This window comes from Paenibacillus sp. SAF-068 (assembly GCF_051967555.1).
Classification (GTDB): domain Bacteria; phylum Bacillota; class Bacilli; order Paenibacillales; family Paenibacillaceae; genus Paenibacillus.
The window spans coordinates 450,358-463,044 of sequence record NZ_JBQCJX010000002.1 but is presented as its reverse complement, the minus strand read 5'-3'; the positions used below and the strand labels follow the sequence as shown (position 1 = coordinate 463,044).

The 12,687-nt window shown below is 46.4% G+C and carries 9 protein-coding genes and 1 other annotated feature; of the genes, 2 read left to right on the top strand and 7 right to left on the bottom strand.

What is annotated here, in order from left to right:
- Window positions 1–70: 70 nt before the first annotated feature.
- From holA to ACTHPG_RS16015, 3 genes are all read right to left on the bottom strand, one after another.
- Window positions 71–1,087, bottom strand: coding sequence for a DNA polymerase III subunit delta (holA, locus tag ACTHPG_RS16025; RefSeq protein WP_440390574.1), 1,017 nt, complete (start codon window positions 1,085–1,087; stop codon window positions 71–73).
- Between the two features lie 257 nt (window positions 1,088–1,344).
- Complete coding sequence (locus ACTHPG_RS16020) at window positions 1,345–2,622, bottom strand: zf-HC2 domain-containing protein (protein ID WP_440390573.1); 1,278 nt, start codon at window positions 2,620–2,622, stop codon at window positions 1,345–1,347.
- Complete coding sequence (locus ACTHPG_RS16015; protein ID WP_017687205.1) at window positions 2,619–3,167, bottom strand: RNA polymerase sigma factor; 549 nt, start codon at window positions 3,165–3,167, stop codon at window positions 2,619–2,621. The genes ACTHPG_RS16020 and ACTHPG_RS16015 overlap by 4 nt, the downstream gene beginning before the upstream one ends.
- Before the next feature lie 352 nt (window positions 3,168–3,519).
- Between ACTHPG_RS16015 and ACTHPG_RS16010 the strand changes: the two genes are divergently transcribed.
- Complete coding sequence (locus tag ACTHPG_RS16010; RefSeq protein WP_062835531.1) at window positions 3,520–3,822, top strand: hypothetical protein; 303 nt, start codon at window positions 3,520–3,522, stop codon at window positions 3,820–3,822.
- 784 nt (window positions 3,823–4,606) lie between these two features.
- Here the strand turns inward: ACTHPG_RS16010 and ACTHPG_RS16005 are convergent.
- The 3 genes from ACTHPG_RS16005 to ACTHPG_RS15995 all read right to left on the bottom strand — a co-directional run bounded on the left by ACTHPG_RS16005 (window position 4,607) and on the right by ACTHPG_RS15995 (window position 8,783).
- Window positions 4,607–7,486: a ComEC/Rec2 family competence protein gene (locus ACTHPG_RS16005; protein ID WP_440390572.1), complete on the bottom strand. Its 2,880-nt coding sequence runs from the start codon at window positions 7,484–7,486 to the stop codon at window positions 4,607–4,609.
- Between the two features lie 100 nt (window positions 7,487–7,586).
- Window positions 7,587–8,108 carry a deoxycytidylate deaminase gene (locus ACTHPG_RS16000; RefSeq protein WP_440390571.1) on the bottom strand — a complete coding sequence of 174 codons (522 nt, stop codon included), beginning with the start codon at window positions 8,106–8,108 and terminating at the stop codon, window positions 7,587–7,589.
- A 39-nt stretch (window positions 8,109–8,147) separates the two neighbouring features.
- A complete protein-coding gene (locus ACTHPG_RS15995; RefSeq protein ID WP_440390570.1) occupies window positions 8,148–8,783 on the bottom strand; it encodes a ComEA family DNA-binding protein in 636 nt (211 codons plus the stop codon).
- Window positions 8,784–8,968: 185 nt separating this feature from the next.
- On the opposite strand from ACTHPG_RS15995, the gene comER reads away from it, so the two are divergent.
- Window positions 8,969–9,814 carry a late competence protein ComER gene (gene comER / locus ACTHPG_RS15990; RefSeq protein ID WP_440390569.1) on the top strand — a complete coding sequence of 282 codons (846 nt, stop codon included), beginning with the start codon at window positions 8,969–8,971 and terminating at the stop codon, window positions 9,812–9,814.
- Here comER and leuS read toward each other — a convergent pair.
- Window positions 9,795–12,239, bottom strand: a complete 2,445-nt coding sequence (leuS, locus tag ACTHPG_RS15985) for a leucine--tRNA ligase (protein WP_440390568.1) — start codon at window positions 12,237–12,239, stop codon at window positions 9,795–9,797. The genes comER and leuS overlap by 20 nt on opposite strands.
- Before the next feature lie 78 nt (window positions 12,240–12,317).
- Window positions 12,318–12,586, bottom strand: a binding site (T-box leader).
- Window positions 12,587–12,687: the final 101 nt, after the last annotated feature.

The following is a 12,687-nucleotide window of genomic DNA, read 5'->3' as shown; positions in this document are numbered from 1 at the left end:
ATCATGGAGCAAAGGTCGCTTTGTTTGTTATTTACGCTAAGCTAGTAAGCTATTAAATTTAGTTCTTCATTCATGCACCAAGTCTCAATAAGAAAAGCTCCAGACCAAGGACTTTATCCACCGCTCCTGTTTTCATCTGGTAATCCAGTTCACTGAGGTGACTCAGGATCATTCGCAGACGTTCCGGCTGGAATTTACGCGCTTGTTCTCCGGCGATCTTAACCGCGTAAGGATGCAGACCAAGCTGACTGGCAATCTGCTGTTGGGAGTAGCTTTGTTGGCCCAACTCCTTCACCTGGATCATGATCCGAAACTGCCGCGCAATTAGAGCTGCAATCTTAATCGGTTCCTCCCGCTGCTTCAGCAACTCATAGAACAGAGCCAATGCCTTCTCCAGTCGTAAATTAGCAAGTTCCTCCACCAGTGAAAATACATTTTGCTCTGTGCTGCGGGCAACCAGCGACTCGATATCAGCACGCCGGATTGTACCCCCATTCCCTGCAAACAAACATAACTTGTCTACTTCAGCAGACAGGGTCTGGAGACCTGTTCCTGCATAACTGATCAGTGTTTCCGCTGCTCCCGTCTCCAAGGAAACATCCCGCTTCTTCGCCAGTTTCACAATCCAATTTAGCAGTTCATCTCCACTAAGTGGAGCAAAAGCAAGAACAACTGCCTGTTTCTTGACAGCCTTCACCAGTTTCTTACGCTCATCCAGCTTGTCCCCTTGGGCCAGGAAAACAATCGTACTGTAATCTGCCGGATTTTCCATATATGTAAGCAGACGATCAACCTGATGTTCAATCTTGGATTCTTTACCTGCAGTGAACAGGCTTGCGTCCCTTACAATAATCAATTTGCGTGGAACCAAAAAAGGTACGGTCTCTGCTTCTTCAATAACAACCTCCACAGCCGTTTCAGACAAATCATATGGAATAATCGCAAAATCACGATGCTCTTCTTCAATAACCTGCTCTTTTAACATATCCGTAAATTGCTGTATCTGGTACTTTTCCGTTCCATACAGCACATAGATCGGAGCCGTTTCTCCACTCCGTATAGCCTTTGTTGCACTTTTCACATCCATTCACGGTGCCCCCTTATCCCTTTTATCGTACCAGAAAACACACAAGACAACAAAGGGACCTTACATCCAGTTATGGATGAAGGTCCCCTGTCCTACATCTATATAAACGCAGGCACCAGCAGTTCTAGAAAAAGCCGGTGTGCGGTCATACGACGTCAGTTGTTTGAACTGAGATAGGACGTTTTGTTAGTTCCAATATATGCTTGTCATACTGAAAATGTTCTTTCGTTCAGAGGAGCTCACTCCCCAATTTTTATTTATTTCGCAGGAGCTCCACCTGAAACAGCAGGTACATTAAACGAGTTCTTCGCCGTTGTTCCGTCCTTGTCCGTTTCGTAATTAAATAGAGTGCCATCCTTCGACCAACTTGCTGACTTCAGCGTCCCCTCTATACTGCGTTGTTCAACCAAATTTAGAACATCCGGTTCGCCCACAGGTTTGGAGTAGATGCTGATCTGATCACCAAGAAGCATAACTACGTAAGAGCCGTCAGGTGATTTCCATTCTTTTGGTGCTGCCGTTGTAGTCATTTCCTGATCCGATCCTGCTGCAAATCCTTTGTTTCCTCCAGAGGCGTCTGCACCTGCACCGGAATCAGGAGCAGAATTGCCTTCCACTGGAGCATCTTCATTTCCATTCGGTACAATCATCTGAGAAGTGAAGGAATCTTCATTATCTGTTTCAGTTACTCCATTCTCTTCCCCATCTGCAGGAGATCTAGGAACACTTCCTGAATCTGGATTCTTCTGCTCGGAATCTTGGTTCTGAGGCTGACTCTTCTGATTATCCGTCGAAGGAGAACTGGACGAATTGTCTTGTGCTCCTTTGTTCGAAGAAGGCGTTGCTTCGGTAGCCGGTTGTTGGGGAGTCGGATCTGACTGAACCTCAGGAACCTGCACCTTCTCTCCACCATTCTCTTCAGGAGTTGTTTCTATTCCCTGATTATCCGGTTCAGTTGGTGAAATATTCGATTGATCCACAAATACATCATTGCTGCTTGGCGTGGAAGAAGCTGACGAATCATAATTTTCTATACTCTTGCTTAGTGGATTTTCATCCACATTACCGCTCTCTTGAGAAGCTCCAGAGCTCATCAGCATGGAATCGGCATTCTCAATCTGTTCAGGCTGATATCCCCAGATGGCAAATCCCAATACAACTGCCGCAGCCGCTGCCCCCATGGACATACGTCCTGCCATCGAGTTAAGCCATTTTTGCTTCGTTTTCCGCTCACTTGAACGTTGTAAATTCTCAAATGTAGCGGGGACAGGATTCATTTCCTGTACGGTGCTACTTTGTTCCTTCCGCGCTTCGTCAATGGCATCTAGCTGTGGCATAATCGCATCAACCAGACTAAATTTTGGGCTTACTTGCGGTAATTCTTCCAATTCTCTGGAAAGAGCTCTAAGTAAACTAAAATTCTCGGCGCATTCCGGACACTTTGCCACATGTTGTAGCATCTGCGCGGTTTCGGCCTCGCCCAGATCATGATCCAGATAGCGGTGCATCCATTCCACCACCTCTTCGCATTTCATCCTGTCACACCACCTTTCTGATATTCCTGTAATAGATTCTGCAATTGCTGTCTGGCTCTAAATAAATAAGACTTCACCGTATTCAACGGAAGATCGAGACAATCCGCAATTTCATTGTAGGATAAGTCCTGCAAGTATCTTAGAACAATAACGGTACGATGATGCTCGGGAAGCTTGTTGATCGCATCCTGAATGTCTTGGGCCACATATGTAGACATGACCTCGTACTCCACATCCTGATTATCCTGAAAAACCATGTCATGTTCGTCAATGGAGACGGACGGTTTGGTTCTTCTGAATTTATCAATACAGATGTTCGTGACGATGCGTTGTACCCATGTTTTAAATTGGGCCTTTTCTTCGTATGAGTTGATTTTGGTGTAAATTCGGATCAACGCTTCCTGAGCAGCATCCAAAGCGTCCTGTTCATTATTTAGAATGTAATATGCGGTCCGATAGACATGTTGTTCAATCTCCCGCAATAGGGTAATTAGAGCGTCGCGATCGCCCGATTGAGCGGCTCTGATGAGTTCCGGCTCTACCACAAAGGATCCCCCTCTCCCTGCAACCTTACAGACGTGATCATCAATAAAATTGTTGCAAAGTTAAGTATTTTTTTAATTTGCCATAACAAAATAACGGCGTATGTATTAGGGCCGCTGAAATCTTCTCTTAGAATAACAGAAATTGCATAACGAGTCACCAAACGTATCCAAAAGGGATTCCATTACTTACACGACTCAATTCAAATGCAATGGCATACATTATAGCGAAGCACTTTTTGGTTCCCTAAAATAAAAAAAGTCGAAATTTGTCCAAATTTAAGCTATTTTTAATGCAATTTTCATGAAAATAGTGTATTGTAAATTTACATTCATAAAACACGAGGTGATGAGCATGCCAGCTCTAGCGAAAATTCAAGCTTTAAAAGAACAAATGCCCAAAGAATATCAAAGCATTTCCCACTTTGTGGAACATGCATTGGAGTCCATTGATACTCTGGTCGAGGAACATCGCAAGTACGTAGCAGCACAGGCGTTATACGGCGATAAAATCGTTGGATCGGAAGAACGCTTGTATAGAGAAACTGTACTTGATGTCAGAGCACAACTGTTGATGACTCTTGAGAAAACGGTAGAAGATCTGTTGCACAAAGGCGACAAGCACTGGAACAAACATTTTAAGGATGGCGTGGAATAGTTCGTTTTTATCTACCATTTCGAAAAAATGGCCCGTTTTCCGATATTCTCCTTCGTGGAGTGTAACGGAAAGCGGGCTTTTTTGTGCTGTACTGGGATGCTGTGCTGTAACTCGCAATCAAATGAAGTAAGGAATTTGTCATCTCGATCAGAATAAAATCATTTTACTTATTTTCCTCCAACATCGTATGTTAAAATATAGTAACTGCCTTAGTCTATCTCTTGTTAATATAGTTGTTTAAGATGGAGGTCATTATTTAAATGACAAACACCCATAGAATAAATAGGCCGCGCGGAAAAATAATTGCAGCTGTATTCACTGCAATTTTCATTTCACTGGCAATGGGGATATATCACTATGTCCCTTTGCATGAAAGAATAGAGAATACTTACTATTATTCATTCGGGTATAAATTTGTAGTTGGATTATTGATCAACCTCGCTGTTTTACTCTTCTTAATTACGCCACTGTCCATATTGGTGGATGGATTGCTCTTATACAGAAAAAGAGTTAATACGTATGTGAGATCGCTCGTTGCTATTGCCGCATATGTTCTATTAGGCTTCATTGGTGGGATTATTTTCTCGATATTTACACTTAACTTTAATACTTTTTCTGCTCAAACTATCCACATTATTGTAAGTTCTCTTGTCTTGTTATCCTTCCAGTTGGTATTCAATCGGAGTTATCTTCACTTATCTTCAAACCGATAAATAGACTACGTGCCGTCGTATCCGTTGTTATAAGCTCTTCAACCTGCTCACCTATACAGTCTTATACAACGTCACTCAACTCCAACCAACTTGTACCGGATATCGATCTTTCCATCCTTCACTTTCATCTGTATCTCCCCCATCTGATCCGTTCGATAAATCTCTGACCCGGTAGCTTCCAGACGTTCCATCACTCCTGGATTGGGATGCCCATATGTATTGTTAACTCCTGCAGATATCACGGCGGTTTTGGCGTTCCAGTATTGGAGCCAGGCTTCAGTTGACGACGTTTTACTACCATGATGAGCGACTTTTAACACGTCAATGGAGATAGATGCTGAAACATCATTTAAATTAACCTGCAACTGATGTTGTGTAAGTACACGTTGTACAACTCCCTCTGTAACTCCAAAATCTGCTCCTTTCTGTTCAAACCGGGCAGCTAGTGAGCCATCCTGAATCATATAAAGGAGGTCCTGCTCGGCTGCTGCATCCATATCCCCTGTGAACAACATCGAAGTCCCCGCCATGTCCAGCAAAAAGACAACGGAATCATGATTCTGGTGTTCAGACACAGGCAGATTACCTGATGCATTTACATCCATCTGTGCCAGATCTGGAGCCATAAAATGTAAACTTGTCTCTTTGTCAGCCATATAGGACATTCCCTGCTGAATGGCGTAAAGAGGGATTTTCCGTTCCATGGCTGTACTCAGTAACTTATCAAAGTTAGCCTTACCACTGGTTGTGCCATTAAACATGAAACGTTTAACCGGAAGCTGTTCCAGTACAGCCTGTAGCCCTCCGGCATGATCCTGATCGGCATGTGTGACAATGACCGCGTCCAGTTGATGGATGCCTCTCTTTTTCAATAGAGGAACAACCACCTTGGCTCCTACCTCATACGGATCACGCCTTGTTTTCCATGATTGTTCGGTGTTCCCAAAGTTCACCGTTCCACCACCATCCACCAAAATGTGTTTGCCTTCCGGGGTTGTAATCAATGTACTGTCCCCTTGCCCAATATCCAAAAACTGCACGATGCCAGCTCCAGCAGGCTTCGGAGTCTGGTATGCCCACCACAATCCAGCAATAAAGCTGAGCGCGAGCAACCCGCACAACCATTGCTGAGCTTTACTCATTCGTTCATGTGCATAATATCCTGCACCTCGTGCGGTAAATGCACTTGTATACTCCGGCCAGGCAATACTGGCTCCTAATGTCGTTAAAGAAGTTTCTTTTTCACCTACACCGTTCTTACCTTGATCCTGTGCCACGGCAGACATCGAAGAGCGAATGCCCACATTTTCCATGGCAACAGAAGGCTGTCGCCTCACAAGAGGAGCCGTATCCTCCTCAATAAACGCTGTTTCTCGCTGCTTAGCATTGCCACGATGCAACAGGTAGAGCAAGGCATACAAAACGGCATAATATGCGGATATCCACAGAAGGGAAGGTGTTGCCCAGATCAACACAAAACCTGGCAGACTGTTCATCCACTCCACGCTTACAAATGTCAGTTGATTCAATTGAATCGCAATCCATGCGAGAGGTTTCGCTAAGGGAACCCATATAAATGATAATAGCATCGCGACCGTCCCTAGAGGTAATACAATGGCGCTAATCAGAGAAACCAGTAGAAAGTTAGCCACAAATGAGAGCAATGAGAACTGGTTGAAATACAGAATGGTTACTGGGAACGAAATTAACTGAGCGGTCACTGTGACAGATGCTGTTGCAGCCAGAGATTTCGGCCAACTGCTAAACAGCCGGTTAATCAATGGCATGTAGATCATCAAACCTGCAGTCACAAGAAAGGATAACTGGAAGCTCACGCTTAATAAAAAGTACGGGTCCCACCACATCATAAGCAATGCTGCTGCACTGATCATTTGAAGACCGTCTCTGGCGAGGCCGCGACGCGCCATATACAAACCAATCATGGACATAATGCCTGCCCGAATGACTGAAGGTGAACCACCGGATAATAGTACATATGCAGGCACCAGGATCAGAACAATCGTGAGTGCTGTCTCTCTGGTAAGCCTTAACCAGGATAAAATAAGGAGAAGAGAAGCTACATATACAGCCACATGGGTTCCTGAGATTGCTAGGATATGAGTTAGACCCAGTTGTGAAAACTGACCATAGGTGCCAGGATCGATATCGTTAGCCATCCCGATAATTAGCCCCTTCATATATCCTGCATGAGGCTCAGGAAATAATTGCTCGACCGCTGAACCCAACATATGTCTTGTCCAATCCGTCCACCGTAGTATGTTGAATTGTCCAAGCCTTTCCGGAGGCATAGCTAGAACAGAGCCGGCTCCCTTCACCTTGAACAACCAGTGGATATGGAGGGTTTGCAAATAACTGCGATAATCAAACCCGCCAAAGTTCCTGGCTTCACCAGGAAGAGCAAAAGAACCATGGAGCGTGATCGCATCGCCCCTCTGCCACCCCGCTGCTACCTGTTGTTCTTCCTCCTCCAACAGTCTGACTTGTACCATCAATTGTTCATCTATCCGGAATGCAGATGGTGCAGACGATGCTGCCAGATCTGTATCTGCTGACGAAGCCGATATGGGCAATACGGAAGACATCTGTATCTTAAAGTCTGCCCGATCTCCATCAATACGTACATCTGACACAAGCTGACCCTGAATCTCCGCTGCCATACCGTCTAACTCTTTAGTAGCGATATGGCTAGCCCCGGACAGTCTGCTATGATTGCGTACGTCATTCCATTCCCAATGCATAGCACCTCCAATAAAGGCGGTGAGCAACAATAAAATGGACCATCCACGCACATCTATGAAACGAAGCAGAAGTGGCAGACATGCCAGCGCCCCAAGCATCCCCCAGATTAACGTCCAGCCTGTTAACGCGCAAGCCATCCCGCTACCGCATAACCAGCAAATTGTAAAACTTAACAACGGTCTGCCCTTCATTTGCTCCCTCCTTCCTGTTACTCTTGAATGCAGAAAAACCCCCGGAAAGCCAATTCAGGCTTGCCGGAGGTTCTCCCTCGCATATTCGACCATATTCACATTAATTGCTCACAGTCATCATCGTTTCCCGCGGCGGCTGATAATTCTCCAACCTGCGGAATGTTATGCCCTTCTGATTCATCATATTCGTTACCTTGCCGGTATCTTTAGGATAAGAACGATGAAAGACGATTTCTGTAATCCCGCTATTCGCCAGCATGTTGGCACATGTCCAGCAAGGTTCGTCGGTCACATACACAGACGAGCCTTCGCGGTCAATTCGATCTGTGAATAAAAGCAAATTTTGCTCCGCATGGATTGTGCGAATGCATCGTTGCTTCTTCACCATTTCTTCTCGCCCATCGGTCACGACCAACTCATACTCCTCCGATATCATGCAGCCTGCTTCAGAACAATCCGGAACACCGGTGGGTGCCCCATTATAGGCTGTTCCCAGCAGTTTTTTTCCCTGAACAAGAACGGCACCGACGTGACGACGCGAACAGCGGGAACGGGTGGAAACCATATACGCGATGTCCATAAAATACGTATCCCAGTCCTTGCGTACCTCTCCTGTACTCATGCTGCTTTCCTCCCGCTCAACACATTTTTTATTCTAATATTACCGGATCTGCACATAGGGTGCCATCTTCTCCAGCATCTTCATGCCGATTCCCTTGACCTTTGTCAGATCACTAACTTTCGCAAAAGGACCATGTGCATTCCGATAGTCCACAATGGCCTGAGCTTTCTTCTCCCCGATTCCGGGAAGCTCCGTAAGCTTGGAGACAGGTGCTGTATTCACATCAATCTTGCCATTGTCGGCAGGTTCTTCACGAACTACAGATGGATTACTGCTTAATGCCGTCTCGGAGGTAACCGAAGAATTGGAATTCGCACCTTGCATTACCGGTTCAGTCGAAGTAGCAGTATCCGATAAATTATCGTTTGTCTGATTGGGGATTTGAACTTCCGAATTACCTTCAACCCCAACGCTCACAAGCTCTTTAGACTTATCTGCCTTTACATCATTCCCAGTCTGCATCCCACTTGCATCCGTTCCTGTAGATGTTCCTGTATTGCCCTGAACCGAAGCAGCCGACTGCACAGCAGGGAGTTCCTGCTCTATCGTCGGCTTCTCGGTGCCGAGCTGCAAGGGTTCCCAGCCACTAGGTGGTTGTTCACTTTTGCCCGACCATAATATGAGTACACTTCCAACCACTGCAGCAGCAATGGTCATTCCCTTGTTCCATCTCATTTCTTCCACACCTCTCCCTGAATTCAAAATCATTCATTTGAACACGGGCGGTGCTTCCGAACCGTTGAACTTCCCTGATGAAACAAGATGTATATTTTTCATGTCATGTAAAACAGGTCCTCACGCATAGAATAGAGGGAATGGACTGCGCCAGTACCGTAAAGCATGAAAGGAGGCCTGAAACAATGAAGGTTGGATTTATCGGAACCGGCAGCATGGGCAGCCTGCTGATCTATGCCCTGATCCAATCGGGTGCACTCGAGCCGCGGCAGATCGCCGCCAGCAATCGAACCCCGTCCAAAGTACGGCAGTTATCTCTGCGTTACCCTGGTCTGCATGAATCCCAGAGCAATCGGGAAACGGTGATCCGAAGTAATATCATCTTCCTGTGCGTGAAGCCGCTTGAATTCAAACATGTCATTGACGACATCCTGCCTGTCGTGAATCCCAATCATATAATTGTCTCGATCACCAGTCCCGTGCAGTTGCGCCATCTGGAATCTTCACTTCCTTGCAAAGTCTCCAAGGTTATTCCCAGCGTCACACATCAGGTTGGCAGCGGCGCGTCCCTGTGTATACACGGCGAACGAATGACCAGTGAAGACCGTGCTGTGTTGGAAGGTCTGCTTAGTCATATAGGCAGGCCGTACCAAGTGGATGAAGCCTGTACACGAATTACATCCGACTTCTCCAGCTGCGGACCTGCATTCATATCGTTCTTTTTGGAACAATGGATCGAAAGTGCAGTGAAGCTGACGGGTATCAAACGGGCAGATGCCTGCGCCCTGGCTGGCGAAATGCTCCTGGGAACAGGCAAGCTGCTCACCGAAGGAGGATACACCCCGCAAGAACTTCAGGCTCGTGTCGCTGTACCTGGCGGTATTACCGCTCAGGCACTTGCACTACTGAAGGTGAGTCTCGACGGTGTTTTCGACAGCCTGATCCACACGACACATGACAAATATGATGAAGATTTGTTAAAGCTGGATGAACTATTCCGAGCCGGTGAGATTAACCGGCAACAATATTAACGAGTTTGCCTGGAACGGCAATGACCTTGCGAATGGTCTTGCCTTCCAGCGCCTGCTTAACAGGTGCCAGCTCCATCGTAAAGTCCTGCATGCCCTGTGCATCCAGATCCTTGGCGATCGTAGCACGAGTTACGATTTTACCGTTCACCTGAACAACGATTTCTACTTCAGCATCCACTGTCATGGACTCATCATATTCAGGCCAAGCCACGTAAGAGATTCCACCTTCATGACCCAGACGACTCCAAAGTTCCTCAGCCATATGCGGTGCCAGTGGTGACAACAGTTGTACAAAGTTCTCCATCGCTTCACGAGGCAGTGTATCGGCTTTGTAAGCATCGTTGATGAAGATCATCAGCTGGCTAATGGATGTGTTGAAGCGCAGGTGTTCCAGATCTTCCGTAACTTTTTTGATCGTTTTGTGAGCAGTCCGCTTGAACTCATCCGTTCCGCCGTCCACCGTAATCTTGTCATTGATGGCTCCTGTGTCTTCGTTAATAAAGAGACGCCATACACGTGACAGGAAGCGGTACATGCCTTCAACCCCGTTCGCATTCCACGGTTTTGTTGCTTCCAATGGTCCCATGAACATCTCGTACAGACGCAATGTATCTGCACCGAATTCATTCACGATTTCATCCGGGTTAATGACATTACCACGGGATTTACTCATTTTCTCATTGTTGGTACCCAGGATCATACCTTGGTTCACCAGTTTGTGGAAAGGCTCTTTGGTATCCACAACACCCAGATCATACAGCACTTTGTGCCAGAAACGAGCATACAGCAAGTGAAGCACCGCGTGCTCTGCTCCACCAATGTACAGATCCACCGGCAGCCATTGTTGCTGTTTCTCCTTCGAGATCAGTTCCTTGTCATTGTTCGGATCGATAAAGCGCAGGTAATACCAGCAACTACCCGCCCATTGTGGCATGGTGTTGGTCTCACGACGTGCCTTCATCCCCGTTTCCGGATCTACCGTATTCACCCACTCCGTAACATTCGCCAGTGGCGATTCTCCAGTACCCGAAGGTTTGATCTGGTCGATATCAGGAAGCAGCAGTGGAAGTTGATCTTCCGGTACGGTCTTCATCGTTCCGTCTTCCAGATGCAGAATCGGAATTGGCTCACCCCAGTAGCGCTGACGGCTGAACAGCCAATCACGCAGACGGTAGGTTACTTTCCCTTGTCCTTTACCGTTCTCTTCCAACCAGGCAATCATCTTGGCAACCGCTTCTTCATTGTTCAGTCCGTTCAAGAAATCGGAATTCACATGCGCGCCATCACCGGAATATGCCTCTTGTGTAACGTCTCCACCTTGAATAACCTCGATGATATCCAAACCAAACTGCTTCGCAAATTCCCAGTCACGTGCATCATGCCCCGGAACGGCCATAACCGCACCAGTACCGTAACCTGCAAGAACGTAATCAGCAATCCAGATCGGCAGTTTTGCACCATTAACGGGATTGATTGCATAAGCGCCAGTGAATACACCTGTTTTGTCTTTGGCCAAATCCGTACGTTCCAGATCACTCTTACGAGAAGCCTGCTCCTGATAAGCCTGAATCGCTTCACGTTGGTCATCCGTTGTAATCGCTTCTACCAATTCATGTTCCGGAGCAAGTACTGCAAAGCTTGCACCGAACAATGTGTCCGCACGGGTAGTAAACACCTTGATAACTTCCTCGCGACCTTCAATGGCAAAAACAACTTCTGCTCCTGTCGATTTACCGATCCAGTTACGCTGCATATCCTTGATACTTTCCGACCAATCCAGCTCTTCCAGGTCTTCCAACAGACGCTCTGCATACTCGGTAATTTTCAGTACCCATTGGCGCATCGGTTTACGTACAACCGGATGCCCACCACGTTCACTCTTGCCATCAATAACCTCTTCGTTAGCCAGTACCGTTCCAAGTGCTTCGCACCAGTTCACTGCGACTTCATCCACATAAGCGAGGCCCTTATTGTACAACTGGATAAAGATCCATTGTGTCCATTTGTAGTACTCAGGGTCCGTTGTGCTGATCTCACGATCCCAATCATAGGAGAACCCGAGCGATTTGATCTGACGACGGAAATTGTCAATATTGCGGAATGTAATATGCCGTGGATGTTCACCTGTATCCAATGCATGCTGCTCAGCAGGCAGACCGAAAGCGTCCCAACCCATTGGGTGCAAAACATTGTAACCACGCATACGTTTGTAACGGGAAACGATATCCGTTGCTGTATATCCTTCCGGGTGACCTACATGCAGACCTGAACCGGATGGATAAGGGAACATATCCAGTGCATAAAATTTTGGTTTGGCAGGATCCTCACCCGTTTTAAACGTTTTATTTGCATCCCAGTATTGTTGCCAACTTTTTTCCATGACTTGTGGCTGATAGCCGTGCTTCGGCTGGTTATTCTCACTCATCTATTGTTCCTCCTTCTGGTTGTTCGTTTTAGCTTTAATTGCAACAAAAAAACCTCAGCATCCCGTAGCGTTTGCAGCGCTAGGGACGAGAGGTTGAATTCCCGTGGTACCACCCTAGTTAGCGGACGAACGTGCTTCGTCATCCACTCCCTTTGGACCTGTAACGGCGGTTAACCGATGCGGATTTCCATTCCTGAACCAAGCTTTATACAAGCAAGTTGACCAGAATGGTGTAATCACCGCATTTCTCCAAGGCGAGTTCGCAAATCACTGTCAACCGGCTTGCACCAACCGCCGGCTCTCTGTTATGTACAGGAATTACTACTGATCCTTATCATCGAAATATGTATACAATATCGGGACCATTATATAAAAAAGCAAGGCCAAAGTCAATATGACACGTTATAATCGCCTTCTTGAAGATCACAGTTTGTATCCTTCATAACGC